The sequence below is a fragment of the Colwellia sp. genome, from assembly GCF_013214175.1.
GTDB lineage: Bacteria > Pseudomonadota > Gammaproteobacteria > Enterobacterales > Alteromonadaceae > Colwellia.
On sequence record NZ_JABSPA010000008.1, the window covers coordinates 186,980 to 202,641 of the forward strand.

General features: G+C 38.9%; 12 protein-coding genes. 2 read left to right on the forward strand and 10 right to left on the reverse strand.

Going from position 1 to position 15,662, the window contains the following annotated elements:
- Positions 1 to 15 precede the first annotated feature (15 nt).
- Positions 16 to 834, forward strand: coding sequence for a tRNA cyclic N6-threonylcarbamoyladenosine(37) synthase TcdA (tcdA, locus tag HRT55_RS17660; protein ID WP_291623322.1), 819 nt, complete (start codon positions 16 to 18; stop codon positions 832 to 834).
- Between the two features lie 66 nt (positions 835 to 900).
- On the opposite strand, the gene HRT55_RS17665 is transcribed toward tcdA, so the two are convergent.
- Positions 901 to 2,664 carry a SufS family cysteine desulfurase gene (locus HRT55_RS17665; RefSeq protein WP_291623324.1) on the reverse strand — a complete coding sequence of 588 codons (1,764 nt, stop codon included), beginning with the start codon at positions 2,662 to 2,664 and terminating at the stop codon, positions 901 to 903.
- A 148-nt stretch (positions 2,665 to 2,812) separates the two neighbouring features.
- Between HRT55_RS17665 and HRT55_RS17670 the strand changes: the two genes are divergently transcribed.
- Positions 2,813 to 3,175: a hypothetical protein gene (locus HRT55_RS17670; protein WP_291623326.1), complete on the forward strand. Its 363-nt coding sequence runs from the start codon at positions 2,813 to 2,815 to the stop codon at positions 3,173 to 3,175.
- 35 nt (positions 3,176 to 3,210) lie between these two features.
- Here HRT55_RS17670 and HRT55_RS17675 read toward each other — a convergent pair whose 3' ends face one another.
- The 9 genes from HRT55_RS17675 to rimP form a co-directional block, all read right to left on the reverse strand.
- A complete protein-coding gene (locus HRT55_RS17675) occupies positions 3,211 to 4,776 on the reverse strand; it encodes a hypothetical protein (protein ID WP_291623328.1) in 1,566 nt (521 codons plus the stop codon).
- A gap of 70 nt (positions 4,777 to 4,846) precedes the next feature.
- Entirely contained in the window at positions 4,847 to 5,761 is a 915-nt protein-coding gene (gene nlpI / locus HRT55_RS17680; protein ID WP_291623330.1) for a lipoprotein NlpI, read from the reverse strand.
- A 132-nt stretch (positions 5,762 to 5,893) separates the two neighbouring features.
- Positions 5,894 to 8,011, reverse strand: a complete 2,118-nt coding sequence (pnp, locus tag HRT55_RS17685; RefSeq protein WP_291623332.1) for a polyribonucleotide nucleotidyltransferase — start codon at positions 8,009 to 8,011, stop codon at positions 5,894 to 5,896.
- 419 nt (positions 8,012 to 8,430) lie between these two features.
- Positions 8,431 to 8,700, reverse strand: coding sequence for a 30S ribosomal protein S15 (gene rpsO, locus HRT55_RS17690; RefSeq protein WP_291623334.1), 270 nt, complete (start codon positions 8,698 to 8,700; stop codon positions 8,431 to 8,433).
- 227 nt (positions 8,701 to 8,927) lie between these two features.
- Entirely contained in the window at positions 8,928 to 9,875 is a 948-nt protein-coding gene (truB, locus tag HRT55_RS17695; RefSeq protein WP_291623335.1) for a tRNA pseudouridine(55) synthase TruB, read from the reverse strand.
- A 3-nt stretch (positions 9,876 to 9,878) separates the two neighbouring features.
- Positions 9,879 to 10,295 (reverse strand): 30S ribosome-binding factor RbfA, encoded by a 417-nt coding sequence (gene rbfA, locus HRT55_RS17700; RefSeq protein WP_291623336.1) that lies wholly within the window; start codon positions 10,293 to 10,295, stop codon positions 9,879 to 9,881.
- Positions 10,296 to 10,528: 233 nt separating this feature from the next.
- Positions 10,529 to 13,195 (reverse strand): translation initiation factor IF-2, encoded by a 2,667-nt coding sequence (infB, locus tag HRT55_RS17705; RefSeq protein WP_291623338.1) that lies wholly within the window; start codon positions 13,193 to 13,195, stop codon positions 10,529 to 10,531.
- Between the two features lie 21 nt (positions 13,196 to 13,216).
- Entirely contained in the window at positions 13,217 to 14,713 is a 1,497-nt protein-coding gene (nusA, locus tag HRT55_RS17710; RefSeq protein ID WP_291623340.1) for a transcription termination factor NusA, read from the reverse strand.
- Between the two features lie 48 nt (positions 14,714 to 14,761).
- Positions 14,762 to 15,217: a ribosome maturation factor RimP gene (gene rimP, locus HRT55_RS17715; RefSeq protein ID WP_291623341.1), complete on the reverse strand. Its 456-nt coding sequence runs from the start codon at positions 15,215 to 15,217 to the stop codon at positions 14,762 to 14,764.
- Between the last annotated feature and the right edge of the window lie 445 nt (positions 15,218 to 15,662).

Genomic DNA, 15,662 nt, shown 5'->3' on the forward strand with positions numbered 1-15,662 from the left:
ATCCCTTTATTACTTATGTCTAACTACTCTTTACGATTCGGTGGTATTAGCCGTTTATATGGCGAACATGGCGCAAACATATTAAAACAAGCACACTTCTGCGTTATTGGTATCGGTGGAGTGGGCTCTTGGGTCGCCGAAGCCCTCGCTCGCAATGGCATAGGTCAAATTACGTTAATCGACTTAGATGACATTTGTACCACTAATATAAACCGTCAAATACATGCGTTAACCGATACTATTGGCCAAAGTAAAGTTGATGTAATGAGTGAACGAATTAAGCAGATCAATCCAGATTGCCACGTTAATATCATTGAAGACTTCGTAACCGTTGAAAACTTATCAACTCTAATTACTAGAGATTATGATTATGTCATTGATGCTATTGACTCTGTTGACATCAAAACCCGCCTCATTGCTTTTTGTCGAGGAAGTAAACTGCCCATTATCACTATTGGTGGTGCTGGCGGACAGGTTGATCCAAGTAAAATTGAAATAACTGACTTGAGTAAAACGTATCAAGATCCCTTACTCGCTAAGGTAAAAAATCAACTACGCCGTGAATTTAATTTTCCCCGTGCAGACTTAAAAACAGCAGGGAAACGAAAGTTCTCAATTGATGCAGTATATTCAACAGAGCAACTACGTTACCCAGCTGATAATAACGCAGGAGAGATTTGTTTGGCAAAACCAGATACTAGCAATAACGAGCACAACAGTATGCGATTAGATTGCCGCAGTGGATTTGGCGCTACCACGCATGTTACCGCAACATTTGCATTTTTCGCAGTCGGTAGAGCAATTGATAAGCTGTTAAAAAAACACAAGAAATAATCGAGCTAAGATTAATGGCGTCAAACGATGAAGTCTACCCGGCTATAAGTGCAGGCTTGATGAGCTTTATGGATTCGCCAACAATCTAATTTTATCGACGATAGCTAATACACCATTACCCCGTGAAGGGCTTAAGTGCTGCATTAAACCTAATTTTGCAAAGTATTCATTGATATTAGTATCGTGTATTTGTTGTGCAGTTTTATTATTAAGCGCAGCAAACACAACCACTAATAAGCCACGAATTATCTTGGCGTCACTGTCGGCTATAAAAGAATATAAGCCTTGGCTATCTTGTTCGACACTCAGCCAAGCAAGACTTTCACACCCAGCGATGATAGTTTCATCGTTACGTTGCGCTTTTTCCATACGAGGTAATTTTTTACCTAGCAGCATAATTTCTCTATGCCGGCTATCCCAACCTTTAGTTTTTGCAAATAAGGTAAGTATATCGGCCATATCGTTAGTCGGTGTACTTGTTGACTGCCCTTTTTCAACTTGATTTTCTTGTTCTAAACATGGCTCAAGCAAGAATTTTTTTATACTATCGATAAAATAGTCAATTTCAGCCATGGTGTTATATGCTGCTAGAGAGACCCTTAAACAACCATCAATGTTTAAATTAGCCATTAACGGCATAGCACAATGATGACCAGAGCGAATAGCGACACCATAAGTATCAAGTGTGGTAGCTACATCGTGATTATGATGTCCTGTTAACGTAAAAGCGATAACGCCAATATCGGGTATTCCTTCAACAATAAAGTTTACTTGCGCTATTTTAGCTAACGATTGATAGCAATAGTTAAGCAGTTCTTGCTCATATACCTGGTAACCTTTGCTTATATCAGCTAAATATGGCGCTAAAAAGTTAATACTTTCGCCAAAAGCGATGACAGCGGCAATATTAGGCGTACCTGCTTCAAACTTAAAAGGTAATGAGTTAAAGGTTGTCTCTTGAGTAAAACTCACTGTTTTAATCATTTCCCCTCCCCCCTGATAAGGCGGCATAGCTTCTAAATGCTCTTTTTTACCATAAAGTACACCAATACCTGTTGGCCCATACATTTTGTGGGCAGAGAAAACATAAAAATCACAGTCCAGCGCTTCAACATCTATAGCTAAATGTGCCACGGCTTGAGCACCATCAATTAAACTTATCGCGCCAACAGACTTTGCCTTTGCTATGACTTTCTTAACAGGGTTTATCCGCCCTAATACATTAGATATATGGGCACAGGCAACAAATTTTGTTTTATCCGTTATGATGTTATCTAGCTTAGTAACATCAATATAACCTTGTTTAGTTAAAGGTAATATTTTGATCAGCGCGCCTGTTTGCTGTGCAACGATTTGCCAAGGGACTATATTGGCGTGATGCTCACTGGCACAAAGTACTATTTCATCTCCTGGCCTTAAGGTATTTCTAGCCAGACTTTGCACAACTATATTAATACTTTCGGTCGCTCCCTTAGTCCAAATGATTTCTTTAATGCTGTGAGCACCGATAAAGCCTTGTACTAGCGTACGGGCATTTTCAAAAGCAAAAGTAGCTTTACTACTCAGTTGATGTGAAGCTCTATGGACATTGGCATTATAATGGCAATAATAATCTTGTTGACTATCAATCACTTTTTGAGGTTTTTGTGTGGTCGCGGCATTATCTAAATACACTATAGCGGATTGTTTGCCGTTTTTATCATGCCTAGGCGAGCGGGTGTTTTGTAATAATGGAAATTTCTTTCGAAAGTGGTAAGGCTCAAATTTTTTCATAAATACTCTGATAGAGAAAATAGCGGTATAGAAAAACCAAGATAAATAAGTAAGCATTATAACTTATTTTCCTACAACGATTTAAGTACTTAGTGAAACTTACCTGATTCATAGACTAATGCAGAGAGAAAAACAAACTACATAATAGGTAAAAATTAGGGATTTAGACTATAACTAATAAAGTGTCCTATTAAAGGGTATTTGAATGAGTCTTTTAGCCTACCTATATCAATTTAAAGCAAGTTTATATCGATTTTTTCAATTGAAAAGAACCGTTCTAGCTAAACAAAAAAAAACTAAATATGCTCGAGAAGTGAGTGTCGATGCAAAGAAAAACCTTAAGCTTAGGTGTAAAAAAGCCGAACAGGAGGTGCAATACTTAGGTAGTTTTAGCCATTGGCCGATCGCTAAAGCGAAAAAATCAATAGAACAAAATTCTTTAATCTATTTAGATGTCAGTCGCAGCAGACGGACTGTTTTAAAGCATGAAATACGAGGTAATGAGCAAGTCATTAGCGTTATTTCTAAGACAGTATTGTCTAAGACAAAAATAAAAAAACTTCCTTGACCTTTAAGATAGCCAAACACTAGCAAGTCACAGTCTTAAAAGTCCCCAGATAATATAGTCAACTTTCTAAGCGGCTCACTTTCCCATTCTGCCGCTTGCCTTAACCAGTATCTAGCTCTTGAATTGTTACCTTGTTGGTATAAAGCAAAGGCGATGTTGTAATGAAAACTCGGCATTAAATAGTTCGACGGTTTGGCTTTTAATAAAGTAAGGTATTCCTCAGGAAACTCATTGGCGAAATACCTAAGTTGAGTGCGCCGATTTAACGGCTTAAATGCTGAATAATGTGGCGACAGCTGACTTGCTGTTGCATTGGCTACTACGCTAGACTGTTGACAACTTTCAGCTAGGTAGACACCTACTCGCTCTTTAAAAGCTATCGGTGTGCCTAAACGCCATATTTTTTTACTGCTAGTACTGTTATCAACCGCTTGTAAAATAGGTGTACTCACTTTTATTTCACTGGCCCAAGCTAAACTAGCTAAGACGCTAGCTCTTACATGGTCTCGCTCACCTTGATAATACTTGTTTAATACCGCAATATTATGGGCAAATGTTTTTTGTTGAACGTCCTGGCATGTCTCATGGTCTTTACTTAATGGGTATTCATCAACAAAGCCGAGTAAATGACTTAATTCATGGCTAAAAACATCGGCACTATCCTCGACATCAAAATAAAGAATACCCAAATGTACGTTGGCGCCGCCTTCTTTTAGCATTAAGCCTATGTGACGGCTACCTACCTGGTTTGCTACACTTTGCCAGCGTGTCTCATCACATGTTATAGCTTGCTCTGCTTGAGCCATACAATCAATACGGTTCTTGCTAATGTAACGTGGCGTCGGCAAACATATAAAAGGTGCAAGGACTTGCTGCTCCTTAAAGGTTTTGATCAGCTGATTAAGGTGCTTTAAATGAGCCAAATTAGTCGCATAAAGTTGTAAACTTGTGATACAAGTTAATGAAGTTTCAAACGGTAAATTAATTTGACCGCTAACCTTATTTTTTAAAACCTCGGTATTTGTTATTACCGAATATTTATTTAAGTCAGCTAATAGGCGCTGCGCTTGGTTATCGCCATAGCGCTTAAACCTGTTAGACGTTAGTAACTGCTTAACTAAAGTCACATTTCCTTCAGAAACAGCAATTTTTAAACTTAATACTAGCCAATTTTCAGATAAGTTAATATTTTTAAGCGTTGCTGGCAATTGCCTTAAGACAGTTTGTGCTTTTAAAAGTTTATCATCTTTAAAATAGAGCTGTGCTAGCGCGATAGCGGCTTGTTGTGAACCTAAACGAATAGCTTGTTCAAACCACATAACAGCAGTGTTTATCAATGCTGTATTTGATTCTTGCTGGAATTTCTTCTGATACCAATGACCAAGCTTTAATGCTGTATTTGCTTGGCTTTTACCTAACTTCTGGTTTAGTGCTAACCAATTCCTGCTGTCAAAACCAGCTGATTTTTCTTTTATTGTTAGCGCGGCAATATGGTCATGTTTTAGTCCGTAGCTAAGTTGACCACTGCGGTAGTTATTTTTACCCAACTGTTTAGTTAGGTAGTCCGATAAAAAAAATGAGCTTGATGATAAAAATATCATCAAGCTCATCATTAATATAAAAAGGCAGAATTTATTAAAACGCATTGAGTGGCAATAGCAGTTAGTATTATTAGGGTTGAGTCTTAGTGGCCGTTGTTGTGCGCATTAAATCTAATTCAAGCTTAGCGTATCTGTGCTCAACAAATTCATAAACATTGGTACTTAATGCCAGCTTAAAAAAGTTAGCGGCACTACCACGATAGCCTAAAGTTTGGTTATATTTACCTAAATAAAAGTAGGCTTCACATAGCCGCTCGGTCAATTCTTTATTCGAGCGAACATTTTTAGTTAAACCGTTAACGAACTCCCCTTGCGATATTTCCCCTAGATAAAGCTGAATTACCTGTTTCGCCCACGTAGCATCATCAACCTGTTCTGCTCGCTGTTTTAATGAGTATTTTGCTGCCAGTGGATCAATTTCATATTCGGTCAAATACAACCACAATAAACGGTATGGATCATCCTGTTGCTGTTGATGAAAGGCTTTAAAGTCAAGGCTTGCTAGCTCAGGTCGTGAACCATAATAAAGCGCTATACCTCGATTTAAATAGGCATATTCATGTTCAGGAGCTAACTCTAAGGCCGAATCAAATTTTTCATAGGCCTGGGAGAATTCTTGTAATTGGGTGTAATGAATGCCTAAAAAGTTATAAGCATCAATGAGGTTAGGTTTTAATTGCAGTGCATGGGAGAAATCGAATCTTGCCAGTGAGCGTAAACCGACACTGTCATACAAGACACCACGATCATAAAAAAGTTGTGCTCTTTGTTCATCAGTTATTTGCGCCCTATTTATCACTTCCGATAAACGCGCGATGGCAATTTCACTTTTAAAATTAATTGCCAAAGGCTCAGCAATCACTAGATTATTCATTATTGCGAAAGGAGCATTTCCTTCCTGCGATTGCCTTGAGGCACAACCTTGCGTCAGTAGTGTACTGGTTAACAACAACGTGAGAAGAGTTATCTTGAGAAGTGAATGCACAAAAATGCCTTTTATATAAATAGCTAACCATAGGAATTAATTCATTATAAACAAAAAAGGAGCCTTATGGCTCCTTTTTACTTAATGAAATGTAAAAGTTTTTGTATTAACTAAGTAGTTAATCAGCAACTATTACTCAGCAGCAGGTGTTTCTGTTGCAACTGGCTTTTCGATTGCTTCTTTGATGCTTAAACGTACACGACCTTGACGATCAACTTCTAGTACTTTAACTTTCACTTCTTGACCTTCTGTTAAGACATCGCTTACGTTATTGACGCGCTCTTCAGAGATTTGAGAAATGTGTACTAAACCATCTTTACCTGGAAGTACGTTAACAAAAGCTCCAAAATCAACGATACGTACTACTTTACCAGTGTAAAGTGTACCTACTTCAATTTCAGCCGTTAATGCTTTAATGCGATTAATTGCATCTTGTGCTTGCTCATTTGAAGTTGCAGCAATTTTAACAGTACCGTCATCTTCGATTTCAATCGTGGTACCAGTTTCTTCAGTAAGCTGACGAATAGTTGCGCCACCTTTACCAATGATGTCACGAATTTTATCTTGGCTAACTTTCATAGTATGAATGCGTGGAGCAAACTCAGAGATATCATCTCTGTGACCACCGATAGCTTCATCCATAACAGATAAGATATGAGTACGTGCAGCTTTTGCTTGGTTTAAAGCAATTTGCATGATTTCTTGGGTAATGCCTTCAATTTTAATATCCATTTGAAGCGCAGTAATACCACCCGTAGTACCAGCAACTTTAAAGTCCATGTCACCTAAGTGATCTTCATCACCTAAGATGTCAGAAAGAACAACGAATTTTTCGCCTTCTTTAACAAGACCCATAGCAATACCAGCTACAGATGCTTTAATTGGCACACCAGCATCCATCAATGCTAATGAAGCACCACATACAGACGCCATTGAAGATGAACCATTTGATTCAGTGATTTCAGAAACAACACGTACTGCGTACGGGAATTCTTCAAGTGATGGCATAACAGCTAACATACCACGTTTCGCTAAACGGCCATGGCCAATTTCACGACGCTTAGGGCTGCCAACAAAGCCAGTTTCACCTACACAGTATGGAGGGAAGTTGTAATGAAGCATGAATGGGTCTGTTTTATCACCCATTAAGGTATCAAGACGTTGTGCATCACGTTGCGTACCAAGCGTAGCAGTAACTAATGCTTGAGTTTCACCACGAGTGAATACAGCAGAGCCGTGAGTTCTTGGTAAAACACCTGTCATTACGTCTAAAGCACGAATTGACTCAGGATCGCGACCATCAATACGCGGGTGACCATCGGTGATACGGCCACGTACAACAGTTTTTTCTAAGTCGTGGAATAAATCCTTAGTTTCTTGCACGTCTAAATCAGCATCTTGTGCTAATAACGTTTCAACTACAGAGTTACGAATTTCTTTAATTTTTTCATAACGAACAGCTTTTTCAGTAATTTGGTAAGCTTCGTTTACTTTCGCTTCACTTAACTCAGCAATTTTTGCTAATAAATCAGCATTTTTAACTGGTGCAGTCCATTCCCATACAGGGGTGTTTACTTCAGCTTTAAATTCTTTAATTGCTGAAACAGCTACTTGCATTTGCTCATGGCCGTACATTACTGCGCCAAGCATTACTTCTTCAGATAGTACATCTGCTTCAGACTCAACCATTAATACTGCCGAATCAGTACCAGATACCACTAAGTCTAATTGACTTGTTGGTAATTCAGCTTGCAGTGGGTTAAGTATGTATTGACCATCGACATAACCAACACGTGCTGCGCCAACAGGACCATTAAATGGTGCACCTGAGATAGCTAACGCCGCAGAAGCACCAATTAATGAAATGATGTCAGGGGCAATTTCAGGGTTAACTGAAATTACAGTGATGATAACTTGAACTTCGTTAATAAACCCTTCAGGGAATAATGGGCGAAGTGGACGGTCAATTAAACGTGCAATCAATGTTTCTTCTTCTGAAGGGCGACCTTCACGTTTGAAGAAACTGCCTGGGATTTTACCCGCAGCGTAAGCACGTTCTTGATAGTTTATTGTTAGTGGGAAGAAGTCTTGCCCTGCTTTAGCTTCTTTTTTAGCAACAACAGTAACTAATACACAAGTATCATCCATGCTTGCCATTACAGCACCAGATGCTTGACGAGCAATAGCGCCAGTTTCAAGTGTTACGGTATGTTTACCGTATTGAAATTTTTTAGTAATTGGATTTAACATCTAATTAATTTCCTTAAATTTTGTCTTTATTAATAATATTTACCAATCTGTACAATTATTTATTCACTAGATATTTTATGCCAAAAGCATGGCTACCAAGTCGAACAAAAAATTATACAGTTTGGATTGGTTTGTGTTTAAAAAATAACTATGCCGCTTTCAAATTTATGCAAAGAACAACACATGTAAATTTTCACCGACATTATACTAAGTAAGCAGGTGAATGCTAGCGTCAAAGCGTAATTAGTACCGTAAAGCATGCATTTATAGCAAACAGCTAGGTTAACTGGTCAACTGAGCACTATATTAGTGAGCTTAGAACAAGGATTTAGTCAGACGGTTAACGATAGATCACAAAAAAGGAGCCAATAGGCTCCTTTTTTTAATTCGTATAAGTTACGTACGTTAGCAAGTTGCTATTAACGACGTAGACCTAATTTAGCGATTGCTGCTGTATAACGTTCAACGTTCTTACGCTTAAGGTAATCAAGTAATTTACGACGTTGTGCAACCATGCGTAATAAACCACGACGTGAATGATGATCATGGATGTGTGCTTTAAAGTGACCTTGTAAGTGGTTGATTTGTGCAGTTAACAAAGCAACTTGAACTTCTGGAGAACCAGTATCACCTTCTGATTGAGCATATTCTGCAACGATTGCAGCTTTTTCTGTAGCATTTAAAGACATAATTAATCCTTAGTGTGTTAAATCCCGCCCTCATTTTATTGAGTTAAGAATGTTAGAAATACGCATCAAGCCAAACACTAATTCAGCATTGATGACGAAAGAGCGCGTATTTTAGCAGCCAATAACTAAAAAGCAAGCGATTACTGCTACCTATAGGCCAATTAACCTTGATTGGCTAGTTGGCCTATAAAAGCTATCGAGTAAAGGACTACCAAACAATAGTGCTTTTATATAACAACAATACGTTTAGGAGCGAGTAAACCATCATCATCAATAAAACCAACACCGATAAATTCAGCATTAGTATCGTTTTCATCTTCACCGATATAAACCTGTACGCTGCCTTCACTTGGCGCGTTATAAGCTTGTACAGGATTACCATGACGTAAGAAATTTGCCGACATATCATCAACATAAACACAATGCATGCCATCTACTGCGCTATTCATTGGTAATAATAATGGGTCAAGTAATTCCGACGGCGTTATTTCTTGCTCAATAGCTTGTTCAAGTAAGGCTTCAAGTTCTGGCAGTGTTACCATTTTTTCAATGGGGTAATTACCTACAGCGGAGCGTCTCAGCGCTGACACATGAGCGCCACAACCGAGTAGTTCACCTAAATCGTCAACGATGGTGCGAATATAAGTGCCTTTAGATACATGGATACTTAATTCAACTTCATCATCTTCAAAGCGTAATAATTCAAGATTGAAAACGGTAATATCACGTGCTTCACGAGGAACCTCTATACCTTCTCTGGCATACTTATACAAAGGCTGACCTTTGTGTTTTAGCGCAGAATACATAGACGGCACTTGTTTGGTAGTACCGCGAAAACTATCTAAAGCTACCGCTAACTGTTCGCTTGAAACGTCAACCGCTTTTTCACTAACAACTTCACCACCAGCATCACTGGTCGTAGTACGGATACCTAGCTTTGCTGTTACTTGATAGGTTTTATCGGTATCAAGTAAATATTGTGAGAACTTAGTGCCCTCGCCTAAACAAATTGGCAACATACCTGTTGCCAAAGGGTCTAATGCACCCGTATGACCCGCTTTTTGTGCGAAATAAATACGTTTAACTGTTTGTAAGGCATGGTTTGATGACAATCCATGTGGCTTATCTAATAGCAATACGCCATTAATCGCACGGCCTTTTCTCCGTTTAGCCATGTCTTACTCGCCTTGCTCACTATCATTATTTTTTTCATCATCTACTGATGAGTCATCAGGTTTTTTATCACTGGCAACCGCTCTGTCCACCAAGGCGCTCATGCGAACACCTTCGCTCATTGAACTATCATAAACAAAACGTAAATGCGGCATAATACGCGCGCGTAAACGTTTACCTAATAATGAGCGTATATAACCTTCTGCTTCCGCTAAAACTTCTAAAGAAGCTTTAATTTCATCGGCATTATCGTTGAAAAATGTCACGAAAATCTTAGCATAAGCTAAATCTCGTGTTACTTCTACCGCAGAAACTGTGGTCATGCTTAAGCGAGGATCTTTAATTTCGCGCATTAAAATAACGGCAATTTCTTTTTGGATTTGCTGACCAACTCGGTCAGTACGGGCATATTCTCTAGCCATCGTATACTCCTATGAAGCTGTTACTAACAATTCGCAGCTTTCTTGGTTTATTAATTAGTTAGCTAATTAATTATAAATTATCAACACAAAAGGGGCAGAAGCCCCTTTTTAAAAAGTATTTAACTATCTGTTCGATGCTAGTTGGTGCAAATATGAGGCAGAAGCACGGAGTTGACACATGTCAATGAGTACTTCTAACGCAATAGTTGACCCTACTAGCAATGAGTCGGTAGTTATAATGTACGTTCAACTTCAATCGTTTCGAATACTTCGATTTGGTCGCCGACACGAACATCATTGTAGTTCTTAACACCGATACCACACTCAGTACCGTTACGAACTTCTTGTACGTCGTCTTTAAAGCGGCGTAAAGATTCAAGTTCACCTTCGTAAATAACTACGTTTTCACGTAATACACGAATTGGCGCTGAACGTTTGATAATACCTTCAGTTACCATACAACCGGCAATAGAGCCAATCTTAGGTGATTTGAATACGTCACGAACTTGAGCAAGACCAATAATAACTTGCTTGAATTCTGGCGCTAACATACCACTCATGGCTTGTTTAACTTCATCGATTAGTGCGTAAATAACACTGTAGTAACGTAAGTCAATATTTTCAGACTCAATCACTTTACGAGCAGAAACATCAGCACGTACGTTAAAACCAATTACTATGGCGTTCGACGCTGCAGCAAGTGATGCATCAGTTTCAGTGATAGCACCAACACCTGAGCCAATAATTTTAACTTTTACTTCATCGGTAGAAAGTTTCAATAATGAATCGCTAATCGCTTCAAGTGAACCTTGAACATCAGACTTCAATACCACGTTAACTTCTGAGATTTCACCCGATGCCATGCTAGCAAACATGTTTTCAAGTTTAGCTTTTTGTTGACGAGCAAGCTTAACATCACGGAATTTACCTTGACGGAATAAAGCAACTTCACGCGCTTTTTTCTCATCTTTAACAACAGTTGCTTCATCACCTGAAATTGGTACACCACTAAGACCGATGATTTCTACCGGAATTGATGGTCCAGCTGACTGGATTGTTTTACCGTTTTCATCACGCATGGCACGAACACGACCGTATTCTAAACCACACAATACGATATCGCCTTGCTTGATAGTACCTTCTTGAATTAGCACTGTTGCTACTGGACCACGACCTTTATCTAGTTTAGATTCAATCACAACACCACTTGCCATAGTATCTACTACCGCAGTAAGCTCTAATACTTCTGATTGCAATAAAATTGCATCAAGTAATTCATCAATACCTAAACCAGTTTTGGCTGATACGTGACAGAATTGAACTTCACCGCCCCACTCTTCTGAAAGTACATCGTGCTGTGATAATTCACTCTTAACACGATCTGGATCAGCTGACTCTTTATCCATTTTGTTAACAGCAATAATAATTGGCGCATCTGATGCTTTAGCATGCTGAATTGCTTCAATTGTTTGCGGCATAACACCATCATCAGCAGCAACAACGATAACAACAATATCAGTCGCCTTAGCACCACGAGAACGCATAGCTGTAAACGCAGCATGGCCTGGAGTATCTAAGAAAGTGATCATGCCATGACCAGTTTCTACGTGATAAGCACCAATATGCTGAGTAATACCACCGGCTTCACCGTCAGCTACTTTTGCTTGACGAATGTGATCAAGTAGTGATGTTTTACCATGATCTACATGACCCATGATAGTTACTACAGGCGCACGAGTTGTCGCTTCACCTGAATTATCACGATCTGCTAATACAGCTTCTTCTAAAGCATTTTCTTTAACAAGTACTACGTTAAAGCCCATTTCTTCTGACACTAATGCCGCAGTTTCTTGGTCGATTACTTGGTTAATGGTTGCCATGGCGCCCATTTTAAACATAGCTTTAACTACTTCTGCGCCTTTTTTCGACATTTTATTAGCAAGTTCTGCAACAGAAATTGTTTCACCAATGCGAATGTCTTGTAGTTTAGTTTCAACAGGCTTAGTAAAGCCATGTTGTAAACTTTGTGGTGCCGATAATTGCTTACGACCACGGGCATTACGACCACGGGCATTACGGTCAGCTGGTTTTTTCTTCTTACGACGTCGACCGGCAGTTTCATCGGCAGCATCAACTTTATCTTCAGCTTCTTGTGCGTATTTAGAAGAAGTAACATGAACCACTTCTTTTTCTTTCGCTTTACGCTCAGCTTCTTGCTCTTTCCAGCGACCTTCATTTTCTTCCGCTAATTTCTTAGCTGCTTCACTGGCTTCTTTCGCTTCTGCTTCAACTTTGTCCGCAACTTCTTTTTCTTGTGCTAAACGTAGTTTTTTTGCTTCTTCTGTTTCAGCAACTTTTACAGGTGCGTTATCAACATTTTTAGCTTTTTCAACAGCAGTTTGTTTTGCTTTAGCTGCAGCTTCAACTTTTGCTTCTGCTTTTTTTTCTGCGGCAACTTCAGCTTTTACTACGGCTACAGCTTTAGCGTTGTCAGCTTCTTTCGCTGCAGCTTCAGCATCAGATTTAGCCTTAGCTTCTGCTAACACTGCTGCTTCTGCTTCTGCTTTAGCAGCTTCTTCAGCTAGTTTTTGATCTTCTAACTCACTACGTTTTACATAAGTGCGTTTTTTACGTACTTCAACATTTACCGACTTAGCTTTAGAGCCATGTCCCATGGTCAAAGTAGATTTAGTTTTACGGTTTAAGGTAAGCTTGCTCGGGTTTGCTGCCGAATCATCACCATGTTGCTTTTTAAGGTAACCTAACAAGCCTTCTTTTTCTTCTTGCGAAATAGCATCGGTAGCCGATTTTTTCACGCCTGAGTCAGCTAACTGACTTACTAAGCGATCCACCGGTGTTCCGATTTCTTTGGCAAGTTCTGCTACAGTTATATCTGCCATCTATAATATTCTCCGGTGTTATTATTCTTCGTTAAACCAACAAATGTTACGTGCAGCCATGATTAGCTCGCCCGCTTTGGTTTCAGTTAATTCTTCAATATCGCTAATTTCATCTATACCTTGTTCAGCTAAGTCTTCGAGTGTGCGAACACCGCGGCTTGCTAAAACAAAAGCTAAATGACGTTCTAACCCTTCAAGGTCAAGTAAATCTTGTGCAGGCTCTGCACCTTCTAAAGTCTCTTCACTCGCTAGTGCTTGAGTAGTTAACGCTTCTTTAGCACGTTCTCTAAGCTGCTCAACGATTTCTTCAGTTAAGCCTTCAATCTCTAACATTTCAGCCGCTGGTACATAAGCAATCTCTTCTAATGAAGTGAAGCCTTCTTCAGCAAGTAATGTAGCGAAATCTTCGTCAAGATCTAACTTATCAATAAATAAGTTTAATACTTTATCGTTTTCTGCCTGATGCTTTTCTTTCATGTCAGCAACAGTCATTACGTTTAATTCCCAGCCAGTTAACTGACTCGCCAAACGGATGTTTTGACCACTACGGCCAATCGCCATAGCTAAATTGCCTTCTTCTACAGCAATATCCATGGTGCCTTTGTCTTCATCAACAATTATTGACGCAACTTCAGCAGGGGACATAGCATTAATAACGTATTGGGCAGGGTTGTCATCATATAAAACGATATCAACACGTTCACCGCCTAACTCACCCGATACCGCTTGAACACGTGAACCACGCATACCAACACAAGCACCAACAGGGTCAATACGCTTATCATTGCTTTTAACTGCAATTTTAGCGCGAGAACCAGGATCGCGAGCGGCCCCTTTAATTTCTAGCATTTCTTCGCCAATTTCTGGCACTTCAACGCGGAAAAGTTCAATTAACATTTCAGGCTTGGTACGACTAACAAATAACTGTGCGCCACGTGCTTCTGGTTTGATTTCATATAATAAACCACGTACTCGGTCGCCTGGACGGAACGTTTCGCGTGGTAACATATCATCACGGTAGATTACTGCTTCAGCATTATTACCTAGATCAATAATGACGCTATCACGACTGGATTTTTTAACAACACCGGTAACAATTTCGCCTAACTGATCTTGGTAAGCTTCAGTGATCAAAGCACGTTCAGCTTCTCTGATTTTTTGAACAATCACTTGTTTAGCTGTTTGTGTGGTTACACGGTCAAATGTTACTGACTTAATTTGCTCTTCAACATAATCACCCGCATTTAATTCAGGTTCATCGTATTGTGCCGCTGCCAGTGTAATTTCACCATAAGGGTTTTCTAACAACTCGCCCTTATCATCAATGATTAACCAACGACGAAAAGTTTCAAATTCGCCACTGACACGGTCGATACAAACACGTACTTCAATGTCACCTTCGTATTTTTTCTTGGTAGCTGTTTCTAAAGCAGTTTCCATTGCTTCAAAAATGCTTTCTCGTGGTAATGCTTTTTCATTAGAAACCGCATCAACAACCAGTAATATTTCCTTACTCATGCTACTTAGCCTTTAATTTATGTTAACTATTTTTAATTTTTTTAACGTTTACAACTTTGCGACAAGGTTCGCTTTGTCGACGTTACTGATAACAAGTTCGTAATCGATGCTATCAACTTCTACAATTAATTTGTCATTTTCTATCGCCACTAATGGGCCTTTAAATTTTCGACGACCATTTAAAGGCATCGATAATTTTACGTTGACAATTTCACCAATAACTTCTTGAAAGTGCGCCATTTCAAATAAAGGACGATCAACACCTGGTGATGAAACTTCTAAATTATATTCACTACTAATTGGGTCTTCTACATCTAATAGTGCACCAACTTGGCGACTCACTTCTGCACAATCATCGACATTAATGCCATTCTCATGGTCAATAAACAAGCGTAAAACCGAGTTATTACCCGCACTGATAAATTCAATACCCAGTAAAGTTTTGCCCGTTTCTTCAACAGCAGGCCTTATTAAATCAGTTAATTTGTGCTCAAATTTAGCCAAGCGTTTTCTCCTGTTATGCTACCCCGACGCAAATACATCAGTGATATTATAAAAATTTAGATATAAAAAAAGGGCATATAGCCCAGCGAAATCTTGCTGATTTCATTTTTTATCGCATGTTTCACACGCGTTAAAAAACAAAAAAACCCCAATTCAGGGGCTTATTTCACTGTTTTCCCCCTAGATAAAACAAGAAACGCTGCTTTATCTGGTTATTAATAGCCAAGCTATCAATAATATTAATAAGAATATAAACAACACAACAATCGGTGAGTTTATCCAGTGACATCTTACTAAGTTCTATTGTGACAAATTATATAATGGTGCGCTAACAAGCGCAAGGGGCATTAAGCATTATCGATTAGAAAAGTATATTCTTTTGCTATATCAGTTTGTATTCGTCATGATAAACATAAGCTAAAATTAATATATATTTTACAATATG

Excerpts from the sequence above, each read along its gene's own strand:
- pnp (WP_291623332.1), bottom strand. The coding sequence starts at position 8,011 with ATGTTAAATCCAATTACTAAAAAATTTCAATACGGTAAACATACCGTA.
- nusA (WP_291623340.1), bottom strand. The coding sequence starts at position 14,713 with ATGAGTAAGGAAATATTACTGGTTGTTGATGCGGTTTCTAATGAAAAA.
- rpsO (WP_291623334.1), bottom strand. The coding sequence starts at position 8,700 with ATGTCTTTAAATGCTACAGAAAAAGCTGCAATCGTTGCAGAATATGCT.
- infB (WP_291623338.1), bottom strand. The coding sequence starts at position 13,195 with ATGGCAGATATAACTGTAGCAGAACTTGCCAAAGAAATCGGAACACCG.
- HRT55_RS17675 (WP_291623328.1), bottom strand. The coding sequence starts at position 4,776 with ATGATATTTTTATCATCAAGCTCATTTTTTTTATCGGACTACCTAACT.
- HRT55_RS17670 (WP_291623326.1), top strand. The coding sequence starts at position 2,813 with ATGAGTCTTTTAGCCTACCTATATCAATTTAAAGCAAGTTTATATCGA.
- HRT55_RS17665 (WP_291623324.1), bottom strand. The coding sequence starts at position 2,664 with ATGCTTACTTATTTATCTTGGTTTTTCTATACCGCTATTTTCTCTATC.
- tcdA (WP_291623322.1), top strand. The coding sequence starts at position 16 with ATGTCTAACTACTCTTTACGATTCGGTGGTATTAGCCGTTTATATGGC.
- rbfA (WP_291623336.1), bottom strand. The coding sequence starts at position 10,295 with ATGGCTAGAGAATATGCCCGTACTGACCGAGTTGGTCAGCAAATCCAA.
- truB (WP_291623335.1), bottom strand. The coding sequence starts at position 9,875 with ATGGCTAAACGGAGAAAAGGCCGTGCGATTAATGGCGTATTGCTATTA.